This is a genomic window from Pseudonocardia sp. CA-142604 (assembly GCF_050948475.1).
GTDB classification, from domain to species: domain Bacteria; phylum Actinomycetota; class Actinomycetes; order Mycobacteriales; family Pseudonocardiaceae; genus Pseudonocardia; species Pseudonocardia alaniniphila.
Genome location: NZ_CP192045.1, coordinates 9,834,337 through 9,858,981, shown reverse-complemented (window position 1 = coordinate 9,858,981; position 24,645 = coordinate 9,834,337). Strand labels below are relative to the sequence as shown.

Annotated in this window: 23 protein-coding genes; 13 read left to right on the top strand and 10 right to left on the bottom strand. The window is 69.1% G+C overall.

What is annotated here, in order from left to right; all coding sequences use genetic code 11:
- The first annotated feature begins 124 nt into the window (after positions 1-124).
- The 6 genes from ACQPZQ_RS45065 (at position 125) to ACQPZQ_RS45040 (ending at position 6,129) form a co-directional block, all read left to right on the top strand.
- On the top strand, positions 125-1,117 hold the full coding sequence (locus tag ACQPZQ_RS45065) for an iron-siderophore ABC transporter substrate-binding protein (protein WP_433290611.1): 993 nt from the start codon (positions 125-127) through the stop codon (positions 1,115-1,117).
- A 242-nt stretch (positions 1,118-1,359) separates the two neighbouring features.
- Complete coding sequence (locus ACQPZQ_RS45060) at positions 1,360-2,310, top strand: alpha/beta hydrolase (protein WP_433290609.1); 951 nt, start codon at positions 1,360-1,362, stop codon at positions 2,308-2,310.
- A gap of 405 nt (positions 2,311-2,715) precedes the next feature.
- Positions 2,716-3,135, top strand: coding sequence for a YciI family protein (locus ACQPZQ_RS45055; RefSeq protein ID WP_433290607.1), 420 nt, complete (start codon positions 2,716-2,718; stop codon positions 3,133-3,135).
- 5 nt (positions 3,136-3,140) lie between these two features.
- Positions 3,141-4,415, top strand: coding sequence for an RNA polymerase sigma factor (locus ACQPZQ_RS45050; protein WP_433290605.1), 1,275 nt, complete (start codon positions 3,141-3,143; stop codon positions 4,413-4,415).
- A gap of 582 nt (positions 4,416-4,997) precedes the next feature.
- A complete protein-coding gene (locus ACQPZQ_RS45045; protein WP_433290603.1) occupies positions 4,998-5,432 on the top strand; it encodes a hypothetical protein in 435 nt (144 codons plus the stop codon).
- Positions 5,433-5,499: 67 nt separating this feature from the next.
- Positions 5,500-6,129 (top strand): DUF305 domain-containing protein, encoded by a 630-nt coding sequence (locus ACQPZQ_RS45040; protein WP_433290601.1) that lies wholly within the window; start codon positions 5,500-5,502, stop codon positions 6,127-6,129.
- A gap of 228 nt (positions 6,130-6,357) precedes the next feature.
- Here the strand turns inward: ACQPZQ_RS45040 and ACQPZQ_RS45035 are convergent, their stop codons facing one another.
- Positions 6,358-6,996, bottom strand: coding sequence for a TetR/AcrR family transcriptional regulator (locus tag ACQPZQ_RS45035; protein WP_433290599.1), 639 nt, complete (start codon positions 6,994-6,996; stop codon positions 6,358-6,360).
- Positions 6,997-7,087: 91 nt separating this feature from the next.
- On the opposite strand from ACQPZQ_RS45035, the gene ACQPZQ_RS45030 reads away from it, so the two are divergent.
- The 4 genes from ACQPZQ_RS45030 (at position 7,088) to ACQPZQ_RS45015 (ending at position 12,324) form a co-directional block, all read left to right on the top strand.
- Entirely contained in the window at positions 7,088-8,467 is a 1,380-nt protein-coding gene (locus tag ACQPZQ_RS45030) for an MFS transporter (RefSeq protein ID WP_433290597.1), read from the top strand.
- Between the two features lie 279 nt (positions 8,468-8,746).
- Complete coding sequence (locus ACQPZQ_RS45025) at positions 8,747-9,352, top strand: hypothetical protein (RefSeq protein WP_433290595.1); 606 nt, start codon at positions 8,747-8,749, stop codon at positions 9,350-9,352.
- 130 nt (positions 9,353-9,482) lie between these two features.
- Complete coding sequence (locus tag ACQPZQ_RS45020) at positions 9,483-11,162, top strand: ArnT family glycosyltransferase (protein WP_433290593.1); 1,680 nt, start codon at positions 9,483-9,485, stop codon at positions 11,160-11,162.
- A gap of 238 nt (positions 11,163-11,400) precedes the next feature.
- Complete coding sequence (locus ACQPZQ_RS45015) at positions 11,401-12,324, top strand: decaprenyl-phosphate phosphoribosyltransferase (protein WP_433290591.1); 924 nt, start codon at positions 11,401-11,403, stop codon at positions 12,322-12,324.
- Between the two features lie 63 nt (positions 12,325-12,387).
- On the opposite strand, the gene ACQPZQ_RS45010 is transcribed toward ACQPZQ_RS45015, so the two are convergent.
- On the bottom strand, positions 12,388-13,023 hold the full coding sequence (locus ACQPZQ_RS45010) for a TetR/AcrR family transcriptional regulator (protein WP_433290589.1): 636 nt from the start codon (positions 13,021-13,023) through the stop codon (positions 12,388-12,390).
- Between the two features lie 50 nt (positions 13,024-13,073).
- Here ACQPZQ_RS45010 and ACQPZQ_RS45005 point away from each other — a divergent pair, with 50 nt between their 5' ends.
- From ACQPZQ_RS45005 to ACQPZQ_RS44995, 3 genes are all read left to right on the top strand, one after another.
- A complete protein-coding gene (locus ACQPZQ_RS45005; protein WP_433290587.1) occupies positions 13,074-14,030 on the top strand; it encodes a zinc-binding dehydrogenase in 957 nt (318 codons plus the stop codon).
- A 175-nt stretch (positions 14,031-14,205) separates the two neighbouring features.
- Positions 14,206-14,823, top strand: a complete 618-nt coding sequence (locus ACQPZQ_RS45000; protein WP_433290585.1) for a TetR/AcrR family transcriptional regulator — start codon at positions 14,206-14,208, stop codon at positions 14,821-14,823.
- Between the two features lie 76 nt (positions 14,824-14,899).
- Positions 14,900-15,568, top strand: coding sequence for a heme oxygenase (biliverdin-producing) (locus ACQPZQ_RS44995; RefSeq protein WP_433290583.1), 669 nt, complete (start codon positions 14,900-14,902; stop codon positions 15,566-15,568).
- Between the two features lie 27 nt (positions 15,569-15,595).
- On the opposite strand, the gene ACQPZQ_RS44990 is transcribed toward ACQPZQ_RS44995, so the two are convergent.
- The 8 genes from ACQPZQ_RS44990 to ACQPZQ_RS44955 all read right to left on the bottom strand — a co-directional run bounded on the left by ACQPZQ_RS44990 (position 15,596) and on the right by ACQPZQ_RS44955 (position 24,627).
- The gene (locus tag ACQPZQ_RS44990; protein WP_433290581.1) at positions 15,596-16,807 is read right to left on the bottom strand and encodes a cytochrome P450; all 1,212 of its coding nucleotides are present in this window, start codon (positions 16,805-16,807) and stop codon (positions 15,596-15,598) included.
- 84 nt (positions 16,808-16,891) lie between these two features.
- Entirely contained in the window at positions 16,892-17,734 is an 843-nt protein-coding gene (locus tag ACQPZQ_RS44985; RefSeq protein ID WP_433290579.1) for a DUF4097 family beta strand repeat-containing protein, read from the bottom strand.
- 70 nt (positions 17,735-17,804) lie between these two features.
- Positions 17,805-18,332 (bottom strand): YlcI/YnfO family protein, encoded by a 528-nt coding sequence (locus ACQPZQ_RS44980; RefSeq protein ID WP_433290577.1) that lies wholly within the window; start codon positions 18,330-18,332, stop codon positions 17,805-17,807.
- Between the two features lie 163 nt (positions 18,333-18,495).
- Positions 18,496-19,437 carry a helix-turn-helix domain-containing protein gene (locus ACQPZQ_RS44975; protein WP_433290575.1) on the bottom strand — a complete coding sequence of 314 codons (942 nt, stop codon included), beginning with the start codon at positions 19,435-19,437 and terminating at the stop codon, positions 18,496-18,498.
- A 193-nt stretch (positions 19,438-19,630) separates the two neighbouring features.
- Positions 19,631-21,937: a UvrD-helicase domain-containing protein gene (locus tag ACQPZQ_RS44970; RefSeq protein WP_433290573.1), complete on the bottom strand. Its 2,307-nt coding sequence runs from the start codon at positions 21,935-21,937 to the stop codon at positions 19,631-19,633.
- 316 nt (positions 21,938-22,253) lie between these two features.
- Positions 22,254-23,027 carry a 3-oxoadipate enol-lactonase gene (gene pcaD, locus ACQPZQ_RS44965; RefSeq protein WP_433290571.1) on the bottom strand — a complete coding sequence of 258 codons (774 nt, stop codon included), beginning with the start codon at positions 23,025-23,027 and terminating at the stop codon, positions 22,254-22,256.
- Positions 23,024-23,824 (bottom strand): CoA-transferase subunit beta, encoded by an 801-nt coding sequence (locus ACQPZQ_RS44960; RefSeq protein ID WP_433290569.1) that lies wholly within the window; start codon positions 23,822-23,824, stop codon positions 23,024-23,026. Before ACQPZQ_RS44960 ends, pcaD begins: the two co-directional genes overlap by 4 nt.
- Positions 23,821-24,627: a CoA transferase subunit A gene (locus ACQPZQ_RS44955; RefSeq protein ID WP_433290567.1), complete on the bottom strand. Its 807-nt coding sequence runs from the start codon at positions 24,625-24,627 to the stop codon at positions 23,821-23,823. The genes ACQPZQ_RS44960 and ACQPZQ_RS44955 overlap by 4 nt, the downstream gene beginning before the upstream one ends.
- Between the last annotated feature and the right edge of the window lie 18 nt (positions 24,628-24,645).

Genomic DNA, 24,645 nt, shown 5'->3' with positions numbered 1-24,645 from the left:
TCTTCGCCCCGTGGTCGCCCGTGACATCGGGGGCGTGTAGTGGTCGGCTCGTGCGTCATTTCGCCGTAGGCGCCCGGCCGGCGAAGTTATGGAAGGTTTGCCTAACTTCCGGTAGGAAGGTCGGGTGCGTCTCCGTCTCGCTCTCCTCGTCGCCGTCGGCCTCGCGGCGCTCGCCCTGCTCACCAGCTGTTCCTCGTCGTCGATCGAGCAAGCCGCGCCCGCGCCCACAACGGATGGCACTTACCCGGTGACGATCGACCACAAGTTCGGCAGCACCACGATCGCGGCGCCGCCGCAGCGCGTGGTCTCGCTCGGCTACACCGAGCAGGATGCGATCCTTGCGTTCGGCGTCGTGCCGGTCGGCGTGCGCTACGCCTTCGGCCCGCAGGACGATGTGTTCTTCCCCTGGGCCGACACGGCCGCAGGCAGCGCGACGCCGACGATCCTGCCGCGCGAGGAGGTCGACCCCGAGGCGGTCGCCGCGCTCCGGCCGGATCTGATCATGGCCGTGACAGCCGGGCTCGACCAGAACCAGTACGAGGTGCTGAGCCGGATCGCGCCGGTCGTCGTGCCGCCGAAGGAGTTCCGGGACTTCGGTGTGCCGTGGCAGGACCAGACCCGCATCACCGGCCGCGCCCTCGGCCAGAGCGGCAGAGCCGAGGAGCTCGTAGCCCGAGTCGAGGCGAAGTTCGCCGAGGTCAAGGCCGCGAACCCTGGCCTGATCGGGAAGAGTCTGGCGCTCTCCGGCCCCTCCTACGACGGCCGCTACCCCATCCACGCCAGCGCCGACACCCGCACGCGGTTCTTCGGCGAGCTCGGGATGGTGGTGCCGCCAGAGCTCGACGCGATCGCCGGCGACCAGTTCTACGGCTACCTGAGCCGCGAACAGGCCGGAATGCTGAACGAGGACGTGGTGGTGTTCCAGTCGGGCTCGCAGCAGGAGAAGGCCTCGATCGAGGCGGACCCGATCCTGAAGGTCGTGCCAGCCATCGGGCAGGGCCGGTCGCTGTTCATCGAGGGCGCCGACTACGACGCCCTGCAGTTCGCCAGCGCGCTCTCGCTGCCGTACCTGCTCGACTCGTTCGTCCCGAAGCTCACGGCCGTCGCGAAGGCGTGATCGAGACGCGACGACGGCGGTTCCGATCAGTGTGACCGGGCGCACGACCAACTCGGTACAAACTCAGTACTCACCTGTCCTACCCTGGCTGTGCCGTACTGGTGACCTAGCGCGGCCCGAGAGGAATCGAACGAGCGTCGCCCGGCAAGGGGTGTGTGCCAGTGGAAATCACCGAGCACGTCCTCAGGTCGCCGAGACACACCACGTCCTATCTGGCTGCGGGTCCGCCCGACGGTGCACTGATGATCTTCGTGCACGGCTGGCCTGCCACCGCACGGACCTGGAAGCGCCAGCTTCACTGCTTCGCCGCTCTCGGTTTTCTGGTGGTCGCGCCGGACATGCGCGGATACGGCAACTCGACGGTGCACGGATCATCCGACGCGTACGCCCAGGAGCATGTCGTCGCCGACATGCTGGAACTGCTCGATCACCTCGGCCGACGCAGCGCGGTGTGGATCGGACACGACTGGGGAAGCCCCACGGTCTGGAACCTGGCCGCTCACCATCCCGACCGCTGCGTTGCCGTCGCCAGCCTGTGCGTCCCCTACGCCCGGCTCGAACGCGGGTTCGATGCCCTCCTGTCGTCGGTCAACCGCACCACCTATCCGGCGGAGACATATCCGGCCGGGCAGTTCGACTACATGGCCTACTACGAACAGCACGCCGATGAGGTCATCGAGCTGTTCGACTCCGCACCGGCAGGCGTGGTGAAGGCGTTCTACCGCCGTGGTGATCCGGCGAGTATCGGCACCGTGTCGAGAACCGCCGTGATCAGCCGCGACGGTGGATGGTTCGGCGGGGCCGGCAGCGTGCCGGACGTTCCGCTGGACACCACGGTGCTCGGCGAGGTCGACCTCGCCGCGCTCGCCTCGTCATTCGCCCGCAACGGTTTCGCCGGACCGACCGCCTACTACCTCAACCACGTCGCGAACCGCGCCTTCGCGTCACGCGCCCCTGGGGACGGCCACCTCGATCTTCCGGTGCTGTTCGTCGGCGCGGCGTACGACCAGGTAGCCGACGTCGTCACCACGGACGCCGCCGAACCCATGCGACGCTGGTGCCGCGACCTCACCGAGATCACGATCGACGCAGGTCACTGGGTGGCCCTGGAGCAGCCCGAGAAGGTCAATGCTGCGCTGGCCCACTGGTTGGCCACCCGTACCGGGAGCTTCTGGCCGACCGGCTCGCCCTGATCCAGCGCCATGCGATCCTCTCGGCCTGCTCGTCCCGCTGCTCAACTGTGGACGCGATGTCGGGTAGCCGCGGGCGGCGGCTTCTCGTGATCGGTGTGACTCACGCCGCTGCACCTGCCGTGCGCGGGCCTGCGATTACCTAGACTCGCGGCGACGGAGAACGATCGTTCTGCTCGGTCGGGTCTGCCGGTCCGGCCGGTCGTTCCGGCCACTCGTCACGGCATCGGCGCATCGACACCCGGCAGGCACCGGACCATCAGCGGCAGGCGGCGAGGGAGACGTAGACGAGCGCGACGAGCACGGGCCGTCGATCACCGCGGCCCCGATGTCGATCCGGGCGCTTCACCGTTCGACCTGGGTGATGAGAGGGTCCGCACCGGGACCCGTCGACCACAGGAGCCGATCGTGAAGTACATGCTGATCATGCGCGCCACCGACGAGGCCTACGCCGCGTTCCAGGACGTGGGCTTCCTCTCCGAGGCCATCGAGCGGGTGGGCCGGTTCAATGAAGAGATGATCAAGGCGGGCGTCCTCATCTCCGCCGAGGGGCTGGACCCCGCGGAAGGCGTGGTCGTCGACTACTCGGCGGAGACCCCGGTGGTCACCGACGGCCCGTACGGCGAGACCAAGGAACTGTTCGGCGGCTTCTGGATGGTCGACGTGGCCTCGCAGGAGGAGGCCATCGAGTGGGCCAAGCGGGCCCCGATGTCCGGCCCTGGCGCGAAGATCGAGATCCGCCGGGTCGCCGACCCCGACGAGGGCCCGCACGACAACGAGTGGGTCCAGAAGGAGCGGGCCTGGCGGGACACCACCGGCCGGCGGTGACCGGGATGGACGGTCGGCGCGCCGTGGAGGCGATCTGGCGGATCGAGTCCGCCCGGATCGTCGGCGCGCTGGCCCGCTACACCGGCGACTTCGCCCTCGCCGAGGACCTCGCTCAGGAATCGCTGGCCGAGGCGCTGGTCAGCTGGCCCCGCGAGGGCGCACCCCGCAACCCGGCGGGATGGCTGCTCACCGTCGGCCGCCGCCGGGCCGTCGACGGCTTCCGCCGCCGCGCCGTCCAGGACGACCGTTACGCCGCCCTCGCCCGCGACCTCGGCGAGGGCGGCGCCACGTCCGGCGCCCCGGCCCCGCGCGAACCCCCGGACGGCGACGTGCTGTGGGATCCCGACCAGATCGACGACGACGTCCTGGCCCTGGCGTTCATCGCCTGCCACCCGGTCGTGTCGCGGGAGGCGAGAGTGGCGCTCGCACTGCGCGTGCTCGGGGGCCTGACCAGCGACGAGATCGCCCGCGCCTTCCTGGTCCCCACCGCCACCGTGCAGGCCAGGATCACCCGCGCCAAGAAGACCCTGGCCGCCGCCCGCGTCCCGTTCGAGGTGCCGCCCCCGCAGGACCGCCCGGCTCGCATCGGCTCGGTGCTGAGCGTGGTCTACGTGATCTTCACCGAGGGCTCGACGGCGACTTCGGGGGAGCGCTGGATCCGCACCGACCTGGCCCACGAAGCCGTCCGGCTGGCCCGCGTCCTGGCCCGCCTGCTGCCGCATGAACCGGAGGTACTGGGCCTGCTCGCGCTGCTGGAGCTCACCGCCGCTCGCTTTCCCGCTCGCACCGGCCCGTCCGGCGAGCCGGTCCTGCTCGAGGACCAGGACCGCGCCCGCTGGGACCGCGCCGCCATCGGCCGCGGCCGGGCGGCCCTCACCAGCGCCGCCCGGGTGGGCCGCGGCCTGGGCCCGTACGGCCTGCAGGCCGCCATCGCCGAGTGCCATGCCACCGCGCCGTCGGTGGAGCAGACGGACTGGCCCCGCATCGTCCTGCTCTACGACGCCCTCGGCCGCCTCGCCCCGTCCCCGGTGGTCGACCTGAACCGCGCCGTGGCCGTCTCGATGGCCGAGAGTCCGGCGGCCGCCCTCACGATCGTGGACGGGCTGGCCGCCACCCCCGAGTTCCGCGACTCCCATCTGCTCCCCGCCGTCCGCGGCGAACTGCTGACCCGGCTCGGACGGCCGGTGGAGGCCCGGGAGGCGCTGGGCCTCGCTGTGGAGCGGTGCGGGAACGCCCGCGAGCGGGAATTGCTGGAACGCAAGCGGGACGCGCTCGATTGACGTTCCGCAAGATACGTCGACGTTGAATGCCTGATGACGCTCCTGACGAGCGATGTTCACGCATCGCGACCCCGAACTCGAGGGAGCCGTTTCCTGAGGTGGGCGAACCGGATCGCCCAGAGCTGGTCAGGGATGGGCGGGGCGGCCGGCGCAGCCGTGAACGACGACCTCCCACGCTGAAACGAGGGCGAGACAGGCCGACGGTCGGGGTGCGACGCGATCCTCACGAGCGCGGTGCTCGGGGGCGTGCACACAGGCGTGCAGGAGTTGTGGCAACGAGTGCCCGTGTCACGCAGAGGTGGGGGTGGAGCGCTGCCAAGTGTGTGCCGACAAGTGCCGGCGTTGTCAGGCGGCTTGCCGCGAGCTCCTTGCCACACTTTGATCAACTCAGCCCGACATGCGGACCCAGCCGCGAGTAACCCAGGCTCGCCCGCGCTCGAACCGTCGCCGACGACCGTGTGAACGCTGGTCCATCCTTCGAACAGTCGTCGGCATCGTCGCGACCGTTGGGCATCATGGGACGTGATGGGTGAGCGAGCAGCACGGCCGGCGGCCACGCGTCTGTCCGCGTGGCGACTGATTGTGCTCGCGTTCACCCTCGCCGGAATCGTCGCGATGCACGGGCTCGCATCGACCGATCCCGCCGGGCAGCATCAAAGCGCGCTCGATGTGACGATGGCACCAGGAACCGTCGAGCCGCCGGCCGTCCCCGCTGTGCCTGCTCGTGGCCAGAGACAGAACGCGATGCCGGCAGCCCATGCGGCGCCCGTCGATCTGCCTACCCGTCTCAGCGACGGCGTGGTGTTTACACAGGGCAATCAGCACGACGGGCACGACCTGATGGCTGCGTGTTTGGCCGTTCTGTTGGGTCTGCTTGCCGCAGTCGCTCTCGCGCTCGTCGGGTCCTGGCGCGGATCCGACTGGATGGCCAACGCCACTCGTCGCTGGTCCACCGCAGCAGCAGCGAGAGCTCCGCCCCGGCCGCTGTTCCTATCTCTCTGCGTGTTCCGGAACTGAGGAGAAGCGCGCCCGGCGCATCCCGGGCCGCCGCCCCTTTGATCCCGCACACCCAGAGGAAGCTTTCATGCCGCTCCACCAGTTCGCCGCCGGAACCATTGCCGCACTCGCGCTGTCTCTCACGCTGGCCGCTTGCGGCGGCAACACCCCGACGACACCGCCCTCACCAGCCGGCGCCGCGTCGACCGCGGCCCAGCCGAGCCAGCAGTTCAACGACAACGACGTCCACTTCACACAGATGATGATCCCGCACCACCGGCAAGCGATCGCCATGGCCGAAATGGCCACCGGTCGCGCCCAGAACCCAGACGTCAAGGCGCTCGCACAACAGATCAAGAACGAGCAGGACCCGGAGATCCAGACCATGACCGGGTTCCTCAAGGCCTGGGGAGCTCAGGTAGTGCAGGACGACGCCATGGGCGGGATGGACCACGGAAACATGAGCAACGGCGACATGACAGACATGGCCGGGATGATGAGCCCCGAGGAAATGACCCAGCTCAGCAGCGCCGGCGGAGCCGAGTTCGACCGGATGTTCCTGCAGATGATGATCGCCCACCACCGGGGCGCGGTCACGGACGCACAGCAAGAACTGTCCGAAGGCATGAACGAGCAGGCGAAAGCCCTCGCCTCGAACATCGTTACCACGCAGACCGCAGAGATCAACCGCATGCAGCAATTGCTGCAGGCGCTCTGATCTCACCGGCTGTCCCGGTTCAGCCGGGGGCAGTGGCGGACCACGGCACTGCCCCCGACTGGCCATCTCGGCAATGTGTGGGCCAGTGACGTCGTTGCCTCCGCTCTGCAATCACCGTGACGGCAACCGCCCGTGCCCGCCGAGCACGAACTCCCTCACCACGACACCTCCCATCGCGCAGAACGTGCGTGGCGTCGCCTCGCCGCTAAGAGGGTGTCCCGCGCCGGGTCAGCTCTGTGTGGGTCTGGTGAAGGCGGCTTGCAAGGTGGCATCGATGACGTGTGGTGCGTCCTCGGTGGCGAGGCGGCCGGCGGCGATCTCGTCCGCGGCGCCATGCATCACCACGTGGGTCGTGGCGAGCAGCCAGCTCACAGGGAGGTCGGTGCGGAATGCGCCCTCCCGCTGCCCCCGTTCCAGCAGACCGCGGACGCGAGCCTCGGCCTTCTGGTGCAGTTCACGAATGCGCGCCGGGGACAGCTCCTTCTGCGCCGTGGCAAGCAGTGCGCGGGACTGGTCGACGAGCATCCAGCTCGAAGCGATCAGACGGCTGAACGCCTGACGGGCGTCTCCGTCCAGATTCACGTCCTCGAGGACAGCATCGCCACGGTCGAGGCTGTCGACGAGTGCTGCCTCGATCAGTTCTGGTCGCGTCCGGAAGTGGCCGTAGAGCGTCATGCGGCCCACTCCGGCCTCGGCGGCGATCTGCGCAACCGACGCGTCAGGATCCTTCCGCAGCGCACCCACCGTGGCCTGCAGGATCGCCGCCCGGTTCCGCTGCGCATCGGCCCGTGCATTAGACGCCCGGCGCCCGCCTGTCGATGAGCGTCGAGCGCTGCCGTCGGTCGCACCGGCCTTCATCGCCGCCATCGCACACCTCACAACTCGTACTGGACTGCTTGAGTTAGTCTAGCCGTCATAACTCGTACTCACATGCTCGACTTATGTCGAAGGAGGAGCCATGAGTAGCTACCCCAGACGCTGGCAGACGCTGGCGTTGCTCGGGATCGCGCAGTTCATGCTGATCTTGGATGTGACCGTGGTGGCGATTTCGTTGCCGCTGATGGGCGCCGACCTGGGCCTGGACCGGCAGACGGTGACCTGGGTGGTCAGCGCCTACACGCTCACCTTCGGCGGCCTGATGCTGCTGGGCGGGCGGATCGCCGACCTGATCGGCCCGAAGACGATGGTGATGCTCGGCCTGGCCGTCTTCACCGTCGCATCCCTGATCACCGGCGCCGCTCAGGATGGCGTCACGGTGCTGGCCGGCCGGGTCGGTCAGGGCCTCGGCGCGGCCATGCTGTCACCGTCGGCACTGTCGGTCGTGGTGCGGATGTTCGACGGCGATGAGCGGAACAAGGCGCTCGGGATCTGGTCCGCACTCGGCGGTGGCGGCGCCGCGGTCGGCGTGCTCGTCGGCGGCCTGCTGGCAGCCGGCCCCGGCTGGCCGTGGGTGTTCTACATCAACGTGCCGATCGGCGTGATCATCTTCAGTGTCCTTACTCGCCTGCTGCCGACGCTCCAGCCGGTTGAGAGCGGTCAGCGGCGCAGTGCGGACGTGCTAGGGGCCCTGCTGGTGACCGCGGCGACCGGGTCGGTGATCTATGCGATGATCGGCGCCGGAGAGGCCGGATGGCTCGCACCGCAGACGCTGATCACCTTCGCGATCGGCATCGTGTTCTACCTGCTGTTCGCGCGGCGGCAGCGCGCAGCAGCAGCGCCATTGATGGACCTCGGACTGCTGTTCCGACGACCGGTCATGGCGGGCACATTCGTGATCGCGATTGCGACTGCGCTGATGGTGGCCGTCTTCTTCCTCGGATCGTTCTACCTGCAGAACCACGCCGGTCTCGGGCCCCTGGTCACCGGGCTGCTGTTCCTGCCGGTGGCGATCGCGACCATGACCGGCGCTCAGCTCGGCGGCCGGATCATCGGCAGGTCCGGCGGGCGGGTCCTGGCGATCATCGGTCTGATCATCGCCGCAGCAGGCCTCGCGATCCCCGCGATCTGGCCTACCACCGTCGGCGTGGTCCTGGGCGTCAGCGTCGGATCGGCCGGGATCGGCACCCTGTTCGTGGTCGCCTCAGCCACCGCGCTCGGGCAGGTCGCCCCGCATGAAGCCGGCATCGCGTCAGGGATCGTCTCCACCTTCCACGAGTTCGGCGCCTCCATCGGGGCCGCGGTGACCTCGAGCGTCGCAGCGGCCAGCCTCGCCACCCAGGCCGAGAGCGGCTACGTCACCGCGTTCATGGTCGCGGCCGTCGCCGCGGTGTTCGGGGCGGTCATCTCTGGCGCGCTGATTTCCGGGCGCCAGGCATCGGCGGCCCCGTCAGTGCACTGACGACGACCCTCATTGAGCACGTTCCGAGTACTACGGCAAGCGAGCCTGGGTACCGTTCGGTGTTGCGGTATTCGGCAACATTGTTGTGGCGAGGTACCGCAGCGGGATCGATGGTGCCCTTCCTGCAGGATTGCTGCCGTAAGGGAGCGTCGTCGCCCTCGCTGTGTCGCCGAGGCCGCCAAGTGTGGCGCCGGCGGAGCGGGCGGTCAGGCGGCAACTATGTGACGGCCGGACCGATCTCAGCGTCCTTTCAACTTGGGCTCTCTAACCTTCCTGCCCGTGACCCGAGAGCCGGCGCAGCTGAACGTGGCCGCGTCCGGCCATGCTGTGGATCCGGTGAAGCCTGCATGTTCTGGCCCCTCAGGTCTGCGTCGCCTGGCCCTACTGGCCGTGATGGCAGTGATCGGTGGATTGCTGGTCCTGTGCTGCTGCTCCGAGGACGCGAGCGAGGCGCACTCGGCTGACGCACAAAGCGCGACGCCGCCGCTCAGCGATCTTGGTCACGCAGTGGCCGCATCCGATCCGCTCGCCGAGCATCTGTCCGACGTCGTCGAGGACGGGTCCCGGACGCTGTTCGTCGATACCGACGCCCTGGGGAGCCGACGCGATGACGGCTCGTTCACGGCAACGGTGGAGACGGGCACAGGTGTGTATGACGGGCTCGTCGCCACCGCTGCCCCGCATCCGGATTGCGATCCACATTCTGATGGTTTGGGCGCCATAGTTCTGTCGGCCGCACCCGCGCTCGATGGTATGCCGGGGCTCATCGTGCTTCCCGCGAACATTGATGCGCCTTCCGGCGGGGCCGGCTCGGGCCGGAACGCCGTGCTCCGTCAGGCCACACCGGAATCGTCTCCCTATCTGCTCTGCATCTTGCGGACATAGGCCGTACGGCTAGCTGACTCCACTTCCCGGACAGCGTCTTCGACGCATCCGCGCTACCCAACGGTCTGCTGAGGCGCCGTTTCCCTCCAAGGAGCTTGGCGTCTCCTCTTTTCTGCAAGGTGATTGAACTGTGTCTGCCAAAGAACGTGTGGGTCCGACCCACGAGGCGATGGTCGACGACCCCGGCCGCGCGTCCGATGGGGGAATCGACACCGTCGAAATTCGTCCGCGACTGCCGACGTTGCAGTGGTGGGTTCTGGCGATCGTCGGGATCGTGGTCGTGCTGTCGGTCGTGCGCGCATTCGGGCCGCTGACCTATCCGGGTGATATCTGGCGGCAGAGTGACACTGCCACTATCGCGCGCAACTTCGCCGCAAACGGCATGAACATCTTCTTTCCGCAGATCAACTGGGGTGGGGCGGGCCCCGGATATGTGGAGAGCGAGTTCCAACTGCTGCCGTGGCTGACCGCGGTGCTGTATCTCGTCTTCGGTGAACATGTCGCGCTGGGCCGGCTGGTCTCGCTGGGTTTCATGCTGGTGGCTGCGGGCGCGTTCTGGGGCCTGGCTCGGAGGCTGCTGCCCGCGACCGCGGCTCGGTGGGCGCTGGCAGCGTTCTTCCTCTCCCCGGCGTTCATGCGCTGGGGGACGGCGTTCATGCCCGAGGCGACGGTATTGGCGTTCTACATGCTTGCCCTGCTCGGGTTCTGTCGCTGGCTGCGCGAGGACCGGGTCATCTTCTTGGTGTGGGCCGCGGCCGCGACATCGATGGCTGCGTTGGTGAAGCCGACGTCGCTGCATATCGGGGCGGTCCTCGGGCTGTGGCTGGTCTTCGCCGCCCGGGACCGGTTGCGCCGGCCCTCCCTGTACGTGGCCGGCCTGGCGGCGTTGGTGGCGCCCGTGCTGTGGCTGCGCCAGGCGGCGTGGCTGCACGCCACGTACGGCAACACCTTCGGCGTGATCTCCGGCGGTGACAGCAAGTGGGGCAGCCTCGAGCTGTGGCTGAGCCCCGACTTCTACGTGGGCAACTTCCGCAGCGAGGCAATTTTCATCTACGGACTGATCGGGGTGCCACTGGCAGTGCTCGGCGCTGTGTGGCTATGGCGGCGCCGCTCGAATACCTCCCTCCCCGTGCCATTGCTCGCCGCCGGGGTGATTGCGTTGGCCGTGTACTACTTCGCGGTCGGCCGCTACAGCAGCACCGACCTGGGAATCCAGTACCACGTCTACTCGCTGCCCTACGCGGCACTCGCCATCGGCGCCGGATTTACGCCGGTACTGCATTGGGCCCGCAGACGATGGAGCCCTCTGACAATCGGAGTGACCGGCGCCGCGATGGCCGTGCTGTTGGGCGCCCAGTCGGTGAACGTGTTCATCCAGTCATTGCCGGATCGCTCCGGAGTCTTCGGGGCCTGCGCGACGCAGCTCGATGCGGTGTCAGATCCGGGGGAACTGGTGGTGGTCAGTACCACGAGCCGCACGATCGAGGACGGGGTAACCAACAACTACCAGGAACCGATCGTGTTCTTCCTCGCCGACAGGCGGGGCTGGAGCCTGCCCGCGGACAAGCACACCCCTGAGAGTGTGCAGGGCCTGCGCGCCGCGGGGGCGAGGTTCCTGGTGGTCGGCGATCCGCAGCTCGTTCCGGCCGGTGGGCCGCTGGCCGGATGGCTGGCCGACAACGCCGGCCAGATCCGCTCCTCCGCTCAGGACGGCTGCGCGATCTGGGACCTCGGCCAATCCCCCCGCCATTCTTCGGCCTCCGCGGGTGGGAGCGCTCCCGAGTCCGAGAACTCACCTGGCAACTCATGAGCCCACATCGCAACGGCCGAACGGCTGCCGGCAATGGTGGCCGGAGCCGCTTCGAGCCCTACTCGTCCGACCGACCCAGGAAGGTTCAGCTCGTGGCCGAACCCCTCGTCATTTCTGCTGCGATCCCCCCGCCTGGCTGGAGCCCGGTGTCATTTCGCGCGGCTGAGCCGCAGCCGAGGCCCTGTGAATCGTGCTGCGGCCCGCTCTCCGTCCGCCGTCTCTCCCGAAAGGGCGACTGATGACCAGTACCGACGTGCCGGCACAGGCCGTCCCACGGCTGCACCGCACGCCCGTGAGCGTTGCCCGCGGCGTCGTCAGGACGATGCGGCCGCGGCAATGGCTGAAGAACGTCTTGGTGCTCGCGGCGCCCTTCGTCGGCGGTGACCTGTTCACCGAGGGCATCGCGATCAACCTCGCCATCGCGTTTGCGGCGTTCTCGCTCGCCGCATCCGGCATCTACCTGGTCAACGACGCGAACGACGTCGCGGCCGACCGGGCGCACCCGACGAAGCGCAACCGTCCGATTGCGGCCGGGGTCGTCCCGGGTCCGCTCGCGATGGTGGTGGCCGGCGTGCTGCTGCTGAGCTCGCTCGCGCTGAGCCTGCTGGCGGGCGCGGGCCTCGTGATCGTCCTCGCGGTCTACATCGGGGTGCAGCTGGCGTACTGCTACTGGCTCAAGCACCAGCCGGTGCTCGACATCTGCATCGTCGCGTCGGGCTTCTTGCTCAGGGCGATCGCGGGTGGTGCGGCCACCGGTATCGCGCTCTCGCAGTGGTTCCTGCTGGTCGCCGGGTTCGGGTCGTTGTTCATGGTGGCCGGCAAGCGCTACGCGGAGATGATGCTGGCGGAGCGCACAGGCGCGAAGATCCGCAAGTCGCTGGAGAGCTACTCCTCGTCCTACCTGCGGTTCGTCTGGGCGTTGTCGGCCACCGTGCTGATCACGACGTACTCCCTGTGGGCCTTCGACATCGGCGTGGAGCAGCACAACACGGTCTGGTCGGTGATCTCGATCGTGCCGTTCGTGATCGCCGTGCTGCGCTACTCGGTGGACGTCGACTCGGGCAACGGCGGCGCGCCCGAGGAGATCGCGCTCGGCGACCGCGTGCTGCAGGTACTGGCCCTCCTCTGGATCGCAGCCCTGGTGCTCACGGTGTACGCCTAGCCCGGATACGAGCGCCGGCGGCTTGACGTAGGCGAGACGGTGGACCTGGCCTCGTCGGCGCTCTCATCTGGCGCGGCTTCCCGCCATCAGTGCCAGCCTGGCGGTGGGCGGGAGCGGCGCCGGCGTCGGTGTGGCCTGAAAAGCCTGGATCACGAGAGCGGCGAAGCGACGGGACGCCGCGACGCGGGCCGCAGGCGACACGGAGCGAATGCCGTCGTTCGCCATGAGCACCAGGATCATGTCGTCGAGGACGAAGTCGGGCCGCAGCCGCCCCGCCGCCTTGGCTCGCCGCGCCAGTTCGGCGATCGCCTTCAGCGCGTGGTCGCGGTTTGCGGCGAAGTCCGTGGCGTGCGGGTAAGCCGCCATGAACGCCGCAGTGAGCCCGCGGTCACGCGCGTGCAGCTCGCAGATCCGTTCGATCACCAGGCGGAAGCCATCCCAGGGATCCTGCTCCCGAAGGCCTTCATCAACGATCGCCCGACACGCCTGCACCTGGTCGGCGAAGGCCTCGGTGACCAGCGCCTCCTTGGCTGGGAAGTGCCGGTAGAGGGTGGCGGGCCCGACCCCTGCGCGCCGCGCGACCTCCCGCATCGGGACGGCCAGCCCCTCGGCGGCGAACAACGCGCGGGCCGCTTCGAGGATCCGGTCGCGGTTGTCACGGGCATCGGAGCGCAGGGAACGAGGCAGACGGTGGACCACTTCTCTCACTTCGGGTAAACGGACGGGCACGTCCGTTAGCTTCCGACGACGTGAAGGCGATCGTGATCAAGTCGTTCGGAGGCCCGGAGGGCCTCGAGGTGGTAGACGTCCCGGAGCCGGTCCCGGCTCGCGGCCAGGTGCTGGTCGCACCTGAGGCGATCGGCGTCGGTGGCGTCGACGCCGTCATCCGCCGGGGCACCCTCGGCTCCTACGGCTTCACCGAGGGCCACGTCCCCGGCAGCGAGGTCGCCGGCGTCGTGACCGCGGTCGGAGAGGACGTCGACCCGTCCTGGATCGGTCGCCGCGTATGGGCCTTCACGGGAACCGGCGGAGGCTACGTCGAACGTGCGGTCGCCACCGTCGAGGAGATCCACCCCCTGCCGGCGGACCTCTCGCCGGCCGACGCAGTCGCCCTCGGCAGCTCCGGTGTGGTGGCGCACTTCGGCCTCGCCCGCGCCCACCTCGCCGCCGGCGAGTCGGTGCTCGTGCGGGGCGCCTCCGGCAGCATCGGCACCACGACGGTCCAACTTGCTGCTCAGCAGGGTGCCGGCGCCGTGGCGGTCACCACCTCCTCGCCCGAGCGCGGCGAGCGCCTCCGCGAACTCGGTGCGACGCACGTGCTCGACCGCACGGCACGGGGAGGCTCGGGGTTCGACGTGATCATCGACATCGTTGCGGGCCCCAACCTGCCCGATCTCCTCGACTCGCTCAACGCGAACGGGCGCATCGTCGTGGTCGGGGCAGTCGGCGGCCTGCCGCCCAGCGACCTCGGCTCCAGGTTGATGGCCTCCTTTCAGAAGTCCCTGTCCATCTCCACCTTCAGCACCGCCACCGTGCCCGCCGCCGATCGACGCGCCGTGCGCGCTGCGCAGTTCGCGGCCGCGGCACGCGGTGAGCTCCGCACCGTGATCCATGACGTGCTACCGCTGGACCAGGCCGCAATCGCGCACCACCGGATGGACGCGGGCGAGGTGTTCGGCCGGATCGTGCTGACTCCCGGTCGGTAGCCGCACGGAGCATCCGATCGCTCCACCGGCGACCTGCAGCACGGACGGTGCGTGCGGCGCGGCGGATCCGCCGGCAGACCACGAATTCGGCACTCCGCGTTGCCCGTACGTCAGGATCTGATCGAGGCGCGTCGCCTAAGTTGGCCTTAGAGGCACGGGCGGAGGGAGGTGCGCGATGCCGAAGATCATCGGGGGCTCGCTGCATGCCCACCGCCAGCAGGTGCGGGCACGGGTTTTCGAGGTGCTGCGCACCCAGCTGTACGAGCGGGGGTTCGACGCGGTCACCCTCGCCGGGGTCGCGGCAGAGGCCGGCCTCGGCCGTACCGCGATGTACAACCACTTCCCCGACAAGGAAAGCCTGCTCGTCGCCTTCGTCGAGGCCGAGGCGGCCCGCTACGTCGACCGGCTGCGCGAGGCCGTCGACGCGGTGCCCGACCCGGTGGCCAAGCTCGCCACGTTCGTGCGGCTGCAGTTGCGTGTGCTCGCCGAGTACCACCTCCCGCCGGGCACCGCGCTGGCGTCCGCGCTCGCCCCGGCTGCGTACCGGCGAATTAGTGCGCACGCCGACCCGATCACCGAACAGCTGCGCGAGATTCTCGACGCCGGCCGGCTCGCGGGACGGCTGCCGGACGAGGATCCGGACATCCTGCTCCCGATGATCACTGCGGCGCTGACCAGTCGCCAGGTCGTCGACGTGCCGCCTGCGCAGCTGGATCAGGCCATCGAGGCCGCCGTCCGGTTCGTGCTGCGAGCAGTCGGAGCGAGTGCGGTCGACGAGGGGGCAGCGAAATAAGGGTCGCCTAACTCGCGGGGATGACCTAAGCTCTTTCTGACAAGGTGTCAGATCGTTGCCCCGAGGAGACGCCCCTATGCCGGTGACCACCAACCTCGTCTCGGCCCCGTTCTCCGCGACGCTGCGCGCCTCCACCAGGGCCGTCCACGAGCGCGCCAACCACTCCGGCTACATGAACGCGCTGTTGGGGAGCGAGCTCACGCTGGCCGGCTACACGCAGCTCGCGGTCCAGTACTACTTCATCTACCAGGCGATCGAACAGGTCAGCGACACGATGGCCGGCGACGACACCGGCCGCGAGTTCGTCTTCGACGAGCTGCGCAGGCTGCCGAAGCTCGAGGCCGATATGGCGTTCCTCGTCGGGCCGGACTGGCGTGAGACGATCCGCCCGCTCCCCGCCACCGAGTCGTACGTGCGACGCATTCACGAGGCGTCGGTGTGGGCAGGCGGCTATGTCGCCCACCACTACACCCGCTACCTCGGCGACATCGCGGGCGGCCAGATCATCCGCCGGCTGCTGGCCACGAACTACGGCATCGTCGACGAGGGCGCGCTGTTCTACCACTTCGACGAGATCGGCAGTGCGCCCGCGTTCCGCGACCGCTACCGCGCCAAGCTCGACGCCGCCCTGTGGAACGAGACCGACCGCACCAGGGTCGTCGACGAGACGCTCATCGCGTTCGAGTGCAACGTCGCGGTGTTCGCCGAGCTGGCCGAGGACATGCACCGGTACCAGGCGGCGTAAGGCCACCTGCCTCACCTGTCGACTTGATCACGCGTCCCAGGTGACCGGGAGGCTCTTCACTCCGTAGATGTCCGCGGTCTCCGGGCGCAGGCCAACCTCCTCGGCAGGTACGGCCAGACGCAGGGTGGGGAAGCGGTTGACCAGCGCAGGGAGCGCGACCCGCATCTCGACGCGGGCCAGTTGCTGGCCAAGGCACTGGTGGATGCCGTGGCCGAAGGCCAGGTGCCCGCCGTCCTGCCTGTGGAGGTCGAGCACGTCGGGATCGTCGAAACGCTCGGGGTCGCGATTGGCGGTGTTGATCGACATGATGACCGCTGTGCCGGACTCGATGGTCTGGCCGCCCAGCTCGACGTCCTCCAGTGCCGTTCGCATGAACGTCTTCGCGACGCTCAGGTACCGCAGCAGTTCCTCCACGGCCCGGTCGGCGAGCGCGGGATCGGCACGCAGAGCGGCTAGTTGCGCCGGGTTGCGCAGTAGCGCGAAGGTGCCCAGCGCCAGCATGTTCGCGGTGGTGTCGAGCCCGGCCGCCAGCAGAGTCAGGCTGATCCCCCTCAGCTCCTCATCGGTCAGATCGCTGCCGCTGAGGTCGCTGAGCACGTCGTCGGTGGGGTGCGCGCGCTTGGTGGCCACCAGCTCAGCGAGGTACTGCTGGGTCGCGAGGTAGGCCGCGATCAGGTCATCGTCGCTCGTCTCCCCGTTCATGAACTTGTCGATGTTCTCCTGGAAGGAGTCCCGCTCCTCGTAGGGCACCCCCAGCAGCTCGCAGATCATGATGGCGGGGATGGGCTTGGCGAATGCGGTCACCAGGTCCGCCGGCGGCCCGGCCTTCGCCATGGCGTCCAGGTGGTCGGTGGTGACCTGCTCGACGCGCTCGGCGAGCAGGCGCATCCGCCGGACGGTGAACTTGCCTACCAGCGGCTTGCGATAGCGGCTGTGCTGTGGCTCGTCCGTGAGGAGGAACTCGCCGGGCGACGCCGGAGGGACTTCGATGAGGTCGCCGTAGTCGATGAGCGGGTGGTGGCGCATGAGCTCCTTGCGCGAGCTGAAACGCGAGTCGGCCAGGACCGACCGGACCAGGTCGTATCCGGTGACCAACCAGCCCTGGTGCCCGTCGGGGAAGGGGTAGCGGCTGATGGGGCCGTGCCGGCGAGCGTCGATCAGCTCTGCCGGCGGGTCGAAGGGGCAGCCGGATTCGCGCGCCGCCGGCAGCGTCGTGACGGTGTGGACGGATTCACTCATGGTCATTCCTCATCTCGCGATAGTTCATATTCGGCGCGACTCGAAAACCGTGGTGCATTGAGAACGAGCGCGATCCACGCGCGGTCAGGAGCGGCGGATCGTGACGTCGCCGTAGGACGTGCGTGCTCGCACCTCGACGGTCTCGTCGGACTCCCCGGGCCTGCCGGCGGTGTCCAGTTGGTTGCGCACATGCCCGAACCCGGTGTTCACCTCGAGCCAAGCGGCGGTGCCCTCGGCGATGCCGATCTCGAGGTCGCCCGCGGCGGTGCCGAGAACGACCGTGCCGCGGACCACTTCGCCGAGGCGGATACCACCGTTGGCCGTTTTCGCTTCGACGCCGGCGCCGGCCCGGTCGATGGAGATCTCGCCGTTGGCCGTACGCACCCGCGCGTCGGCAGCGACCTCGTCGATCACGATGTCGCCGTTGGAGCTCTTGACGACCGCTGTTCCCTCGATGGTGCCGAGCCGGACCTTGCCGGTTCCGGTGGAGAGCTCTGCGTTGCCCGCGACGCCGTCCACGGTGAGGTGACCGGCGCCCGAGTTCAGGCGCAGCGGGCCGGTCCGCTCCAGCTGGGCGTTCCCGGCACCGGTCTTGAACCGGCACTCGCCGAGCCGGCCCGCGCTGCGGAAGTCACCCGCCTGTATCTCGGCGGACACCCGGGAACCGGTGGGCAGTTCGATGGACACGTCGACCGATCTGGTCTTGCGGGAGAAGTCGAAAACGCGCTTAGGGCCTGTGACCTGGAGAACGCCGTTGGTGTAGTCGACGCGGACCTGCTGCGCGGCCTTCACGTCGGACTCGTCGGACTCCTCACTGGGACACACCTCGACGACCGTTTCGGTCCGGTCGCTCGCGGTGATCCGCACATCGGCGACGCCGAGTTCGATCGTGACGGAGATCGGTTCGGGTGTCTCGAAATTGGGCATGGTTATCCCCTCATCATGAGTCGGTAGGGCGTCCCCGCAGATCAGGGACGTGTGATGGAAAGCGGTGTGGCTAGCGCACCCAGCCGGTGAAGCGCTGCTGGCTGCGTTTGATGCCGCGCGGCTCGGGGCGCTCGTCGCGGCCGCTGTGCAGGGCCGCGGCGGCCGCACGCACCAGCCAGGCGTTGACCGAGCGTCCTTCCTTGGCGGCGGCCTCTTCGATCGCGGCCTTGAGCTGCTCCGGCAGGCGCACGTTGATCCGCGCGGTGGGGCCGTCCTCGGTGATCGACGGAGCGCTGTCCGCGGCGTCGTCCTCCACCGCCGGGCTGTCGTCGGTCGCGTTCTGGAGCGGCTGCGCGGGCGGCGAGGCCACGACGAATTCCGGATCGCGTCCGCGCAGCCGCAGCTCCACCGAACCGGGGGCCAGGTCGCGGGTGATCTCGTCCGTGGCGGCCGCCAGCGCTTCCAGCAGTGTCATCCGGATCGCGGACTCGAGTGGGCCGGTGAGGCGCTCGACCACCGCACGTGCCTCGTCACCGCCGGCTTCGGCGAGTGTGGCGAACTCACGTCCGAGGTTGCCCACATACGAGGTCAAGTCCATGGCATCACTTTGGCACGCGAATGGCACCACTGCAAGCCAGATTGGCTCAGTATCGACGCCGGATGGCACCACGCACTGATGCGGTGGAGGGCGTTGGCGGGCTCGTCGATGAGCACGCACGACCTCGGGCCGGTACGTGGCCATGAGCGGCTTCGAGGTCGCGTCAGCCCTCGCTCGCCGCGCCGTTGTGCTCGCGGCGCCAGCCGGCCGGCGTCGTCCCGTACCGCCGCCGGAACGCCCGTTCGAACGTACTGAGGTCGTGGATCCCGACCGCAGTCGCGATGCTCGACATCCCGAGCCGGGCGTACCTCGGATCGGAGAGCATGGTCTGAGCAACGAGCAGCCGCTGTTCGCGAAGGAAGGCGCCGGGCGTGGTCCCGGTCCGTTCGAACAGGGTGTACATCCGGCGGACCGACACGTGGTGGCGCCGCGCCAGCTCCTCGACCCGCAGGTGCGGATCGGCCAGGTGCTCGCGAACGTGCACCCGCATCATCTCGAGCAGCACGTCATCAGGGCCGTCCCCGCCCGGCACGGAGGGGGCGACGTCCCGCAGCGCCATCGCCAGCAGATCGATCGTGGCCCGCCCGGCGTCCAGCCGTTGCTCCCCGGTGAGCTCGTCGGCCATCTCGAACAGCCGGCCGAGGTAGCCGGACAGCACCCGCATCCCAGGCGCTGCGGGGTCGATGCTGCGCGCGCACGCCTCGGTGATCTCGGTGGTCCGGAACGGGAGCAACTCGCGAGAGAAACGCAAGCTCATGCGCCGGGCCCCGGCCGACGAGGCCCACTCGAAGCGGCTACGGACCTCGGCGAGCACCCCCGTACCCGCCGCCAGCTCGGCGAAGCGGTCGTGCTGGCGGACGCGACACCGGCCGTCCACGTATATGCAGAAGAGCATCAGGTTGTCGACCGATGCTTTCACCGCCATTCGGTCGGTTCGGACTGCGGACATCCGCCCTGAATGCGATTGGGAGAGTGTCAGGGTTTCGCCCAGTTCCTGGATCGCCGCCCGTCCGCGGAAGTCGGGATCTGTCCGGGCGATCATCGGAAGGAAGAACTCACCGGCGACGTCTTCCAACTCCTCACCGGAGTACTCGATGATCTGCACGGCCTGAGGCTAGTTCCGCCATCATCCCAGGTCGGAGGGCTTTCGCTGAGATTGCTCGGAGTGCAGGTGGTGAGACTTCGACCGAGCGCACCTGGTTCGTTTCCTGTGGCTGGTTATCGGAAGGGGCCGGAATCCGCTTTCCCGCGGCGGAATCCGGCCCCTTTCGCGTATCCGCGCCGGGCCTCACAACCGATCAGACGTGCAGCAGCCCCAGCCGTCGGGTGGCGCGGGTGATGGAGACGTACAGGTCGGCGGGATTCTGTGCGCGGATCCGTTCCGGATCGACGATGACGACCGCGTCGAACTCGAGGCCTTTCGCCGACACCGGTGTGTGCACAATGGCCTGCGTGTCGCCGAGGTCGGGGAGGCCTGCGAGATCCGGGGCGATCACCGCCAGGGTCCCTCGACCCAGCTCTGCGGCCTCCTGGTCGACGGCCGCACGTACCTCGGCTGCGAGGTCGGCGGCCGGCACGGTGCGCTGCCACGGCTTCTCGCCCGTCGACCGAACCGATTCGGGCGCCCTGCGCTCAGGGGCGAACTCCGCCAGCACGCCGGCCGCCAGTTCCATGATCTCGGACGGGGTCCGGTAGTTGACCGTGAGCGTCCGGTAGGTCCACCGGGAGTCGAGGTGCGGACTGAGCACGTCGGCCCACGCCTGCGCTCCCGCCGGGGCGCTGCGCTGTGCGAGGTCGCCGACTGCGGTGATCGAACGGGAAGGGCATCGGCGCAGCAGTACGTGCCAGTCCATGGCGGAGAGCTCCTGCGCCTCGTCCACGACGATGTGCCCGAACCGCCAGTCGCGGTCGCCCGCTGCCCGTTCGGCGACGCTCATGAGGTGCTCCGGCACGTGACGGGCAGCGAGCACGTCCGCGGTGACGAAGTCGGTGGGGCGCAGCTCGTCGGGATCCTCTCCGGCGAGCTGGCGGTCGGCCGACTCGAGGATGGTCAGCACCTCCGCGGCGTATGCGCTGTCCGGTTCGCCTTGCTGCGCCTGCGGCTCCTGCGATGGTCCGAGCAGCTCGGCCAGCTCGTCGAGCAGCGGGGCGTCCGCCACGGTCCAGCCGCCGGCTTCGCGGTACAGCTCGGAGACGTCGATGTCCCCACCGGCGGCCGCCAGTCGTTCCCGTGACGCGTAGAGGTCGGCGAGTACCTGCTCCGGCGTCAGCGCAGGCCAGAGCCGCTCCACCGCGACATGGAAGTCGAGGTGCGATCGCAGGTCGTCGCGTAGCTCCTGGCGCAACTCGGCCGTCAACTGCGCCGCGCTGGCCGGCGCGAGCTCCGGGAGATCGCCGAGCTCACGCAGGATCTCGGCGAGCTCCGGCGGGTCCTGGAGGTCCTGGTTCAGACGCTCGACGCCCTGCTGGACGAGCAGGCTGCCGAGCGTGTCGCGGAACGTCGTCCGAGCCGCGTTGTGCGGCAGCCCGGTTGCGCGAGCGCGCGCCCGCGCCTCTGCCGCCGTCGCATCGTCGATCTCGACGGTGACGTCCTCGAGATCGATCGCGATCGGCGCTCCGGGTAGTTCCTCCCTGTCGGCGGCGGCGCGGCGCATCACGTCCACCATCACGAGGCCGCCTTTGAGGCGCGCCACGTCGTCCGGATCGACGGCGGTCGCCACAACACCGTGGCGCAGTCGGCCGGGCGTCGTGAAGACCACTGCGGACTCGCCCAGCGCCGGCAGCACACCCCCGACGTAGCGGATGAAACCTGCGCTCGGGCCGACCACCAGAACGCCGCTGCGCGCGAGCCGATCGCGGTGCGTGTAGAGCAGGTAGGCGGCTCTGTGCAGCGCGACCGCGGTCTTCCCGGTTCCCGGTCCGCCCTCGATGACGACGGTGCCGGAGAGCGGCAGCCGGATGATCGCGTCCTGCTCGGCCTGGATCGTCGTCACGATGTCGCGCATCGTCGAACCGCGAGGCGCCTTCAGCGCGGCGAGCAGTGCCGGATCGGAAGCGGACCCCGAATCGGTTTCAGCCGCCGCGCCACCGTCCAACACGTCGTCGTGGAAATCCACGACACGCTCGCGCGGCGCTGTGCCGGCGAGCTGGAAATGGCGCCGCCTGGTCACGCCGAGCGGTGTGGCCAACGTGGCGCAGTAGAACGGCTGCGCAGCCGGGGCGCGCCAGTCGATGAGCGCGCTTTCGCCGTCACTCGGGTCGGTGAGTCCTATCCGGCCGATGTAGCTCGTCGCCCCTTCGGTGTGGTCGAGCCGGCCGAAGCACAATCCGGAACGGGCGGCGGTCAGCGTGGTCACTCGCTCCGACCAGCGATGTACGGAGACGTCCCGCTCCCAGCGGGCGCTGAACTCGTCGCCCGTCGGCGCGGCGAGCATGTCATTCGCCTGAGCACCGGCCGCTTCGAGCTCGGCGGACAGCAGCGCATGCAGTGCGCGAAGTCGGGCGGTCTCTGCCTCGAGCTCACGTTCGAAAGGGGGTCTTCCCACGGCTTCCCCGCCCATGATAGTATTAACTTGCAAAGGACCGTTCTCATTCTCGAATGGCACCCTTCAGGATAACCATTCCGCACGATTCCGTGCAAAGCCACTCGTCCGGTCCGTGCAAGGACTACTTCGCCGTTTCCACGACGTGCGCCGCTGACCTGACGTCATTACCTCAGGCCGAGCCGATCGGCGCACGATCACCGCGGTCGACATCTCTCGGGCAGCACTGCAACGCGCCGCGACAGCCACGTGTGCCCCGGCGCGTTCGCGCATGGTGCCCGCTACTTCCCGCTCTCACACCAGTGACAGCGTCCTGCGAGCGCGGGCGCCCCACGACCAACATCACGGAACCCGTGTGCTGGTCGCGAGGTCCGGCCCGTCAGCGTCCCGCGTTCTCGGCGATCAGCGGTGTGGCCTCGTCGGCCCGCTCGATGGTCGCGAGGTGTGCAGCCTCCAGTACTTCCAGCCGCGCGCCGGGAATGCCGTCGACGATCGTGCGGGCATGCGGTTCGACGGGGGTGGACAGGTCGGCGGAGCCGGCGATCACCAGCGTGGGCGCGGAGATCGCGGGGAGCCGGTCGCGGTGGTCCCACACCTCGAGCGCCTGGCAGCTGGCCAGGTAGCCCTCGTCGGACGAGCCCGCGACCATGGCGACCGCCTCCGCGACGGCGTCGGGGTGCTCGGCAGCCCATCCGGGCGTGAACCAGCGGGAGACCACGGTCTCGGCGATCGGAGCCGTGCCCCCGTCGGCGACCGCCTTGATCCGGTCGGCCCACACCGACGTGTCCGGGAAGTTCGACGACGTGCAGCACAGGGTGAGGCTGGTGAGCCGCTGCGGCGCCTCGGAACCGAGGTATATCCCGACCATGCCGCCCATCGACAGACCGCACCACGCCACCTGATCGAGGCCCAGGTCGTCGAGCAGGGCGATCACATCGCCCGCGAGGTCGGCGATCCGGTAGGGCCCGGGGGGCACCGGGGACCCGCCGTGGCCCCGGTGGTCGATGCGGATCACGCGGAACCGCTCCGTCAGCGGCCCGACCTGCGGACGCCACATCTCCAGTGTCGAGCCGAGTGACCCCGACAGCACGATGACCGGCGCGTCGCGCGGCCCTTCGTCGACGTGGTGCAGCCGTACCGGACTCTCCGTCATGACTCTCCCGATCCCACCGTGCGCAACGAGCGCAACGTGTCCAATTCGGTGTCGCTGGGCGGCGCCGTGATCATCAGGTCCGCCGACACCTGTAGCGGCCAACCCGTCTCCGACCGCACCTGCTCGACGGTGATGCCGTGATGAAGTGCCGAGAGCACCAGCTCGGCGGTGTCCGGGTCGGGTTCGAGGACGCCGAGGTCGGTGATCACCCGGACCGGCCCCGCTCCGCGCAGTCCCAGGATCTGGCGGTCGAGCGGGCCACTCCCGTGCCCCACGGAGGTCACGAAGTCCACTTGCTCGACGAAGGCGCGCAGGCGGTGGCGCATCACGACGATCACCTCGCGGCACGACGCCGCGATCTCGGGAGCCCCACCCGATCCGGGCAGCCGCACGTCCGGCTCGTCGTACTCGCCGATCACCGTGGTGTTGATGTTGCCGAAGCGGTCGAGCTGGGCGCCGGAGAGGAACCCGACGTCGATCCGCCCGGGCTGCAGCCAGTAGTTGAAGATCTCGGGCACGCTGACGACGGACAGCGCCGACTCGGCGAGGATGCCGTCGCCGATCGAGAGCGGCAGCTCGTCGGGCCGGGTGTCGAGGGTGCCCGACTCGTAGATCAGCACGAGGTTGGGGGCGTGCAGGCGGCGCGCCAGGTTGGCCGCCGTGGACGGCAGGCCGATCCCCACGAAGCACGCCTGCCCGTCTCGCAGGGATCGGGCTGCCGCGATGCTCATCATCTCGTCGGCAGACCAAGTGACGGTGGCGCCCGGCTCCGTCACCCGGTCGGTCGTGCCGGTCATGCCGCCTCCTCGAGCGTGCGCAGCCAGCGGGTGAACGCCTCGCGATCGCGACTGATCGCGTCCCAGTTGCGGTAGGCGGCGTTGTCACGGTCGTAGTAGCCGTGTGCGTACGACGGCGCGGCGCCTCCGGGTGCCACCGCCACCGCATCGAGCACCCAGTTCGGGAGGATCACCGCCCCGGGAACCGGCGTCAGCTCGTCGACGATCTCCTCGACGGTGGCCAGGGAGCGCTTCGCGGCGAGCACCGCCTCCTTCTGCACCCCGGTGATGCCCCACAGCTGGACGTTGCCTGCCTGGTCGGCGCGCTGGGCGTGCACCACCGTGACGTCCGGGTTGAGCGCGGCCACGGCGGCGAGACGCTCGCCCGTGAAGGGGCACTCGACAGTGGAGATGGTCTCGGTGTGGGCGGGCAGGTCGGTGCCGGCGTAGCCACGCAGCACGGCGAACGGCAGCCCCGATGCGCCTGCGACGTAGCGGTTGGCCATTCCGGCGTGGCTGTGCTCCTCGAGCTGAAGGGGCGCCGGCCAACCGGTGGCGAGGGCGTCGCGCATCCTGTGCAACGAGCCGACGCCGGGGTTGCCGCCCCAGGAGAACACGAGCTTTGCCGCGCAGCCTGCGCCGATGAGCTGGTCGTAGATCAGGTCCGGAGTCATCCGGACGAGCGTGAGGTCTCGGCGTCCTTGCCGGATGATCTCGTGTCCGGCGGCGAACGGGATGAGATGTGTGAAGCCCTCGAGCGCGACGGTGTCCCCGTCGTGCACAAGTTCGGACACAGCCTGCGGCAATGACACGATCTTGGCCACGTGGAAACGCTAGTGCGC

Coding starts and splice junctions, on each gene's coding strand:
- ACQPZQ_RS45060 (WP_433290609.1), top strand. CDS start 1,360: ATGATCTTCGTGCACGGCTGGCCTGCCACCGCACGGACCTGGAAGCGC.
- ACQPZQ_RS45035 (WP_433290599.1), bottom strand. CDS start 6,996: ATGGCGGCGATGAAGGCCGGTGCGACCGACGGCAGCGCTCGACGCTCA.
- ACQPZQ_RS45000 (WP_433290585.1), top strand. CDS start 14,206: ATGCCGAAGATCATCGGGGGCTCGCTGCATGCCCACCGCCAGCAGGTG.
- ACQPZQ_RS45030 (WP_433290597.1), top strand. CDS start 7,088: ATGAGTAGCTACCCCAGACGCTGGCAGACGCTGGCGTTGCTCGGGATC.
- ACQPZQ_RS44980 (WP_433290577.1), bottom strand. CDS start 18,332: ATGGACTTGACCTCGTATGTGGGCAACCTCGGACGTGAGTTCGCCACA.
- ACQPZQ_RS45015 (WP_433290591.1), top strand. CDS start 11,401: ATGACCAGTACCGACGTGCCGGCACAGGCCGTCCCACGGCTGCACCGC.
- ACQPZQ_RS44990 (WP_433290581.1), bottom strand. CDS start 16,807: ATGAGTGAATCCGTCCACACCGTCACGACGCTGCCGGCGGCGCGCGAA.
- ACQPZQ_RS45050 (WP_433290605.1), top strand. CDS start 3,141: ATGGACGGTCGGCGCGCCGTGGAGGCGATCTGGCGGATCGAGTCCGCC.
- ACQPZQ_RS44960 (WP_433290569.1), bottom strand. CDS start 23,824: ATGACCGGCACGACCGACCGGGTGACGGAGCCGGGCGCCACCGTCACT.
- ACQPZQ_RS44995 (WP_433290583.1), top strand. CDS start 14,900: ATGCCGGTGACCACCAACCTCGTCTCGGCCCCGTTCTCCGCGACGCTG.
- ACQPZQ_RS45040 (WP_433290601.1), top strand. CDS start 5,500: ATGCCGCTCCACCAGTTCGCCGCCGGAACCATTGCCGCACTCGCGCTG.
- ACQPZQ_RS44985 (WP_433290579.1), bottom strand. CDS start 17,734: ATGCCCAATTTCGAGACACCCGAACCGATCTCCGTCACGATCGAACTC.
- pcaD (WP_433290571.1), bottom strand. CDS start 23,027: ATGACGGAGAGTCCGGTACGGCTGCACCACGTCGACGAAGGGCCGCGC.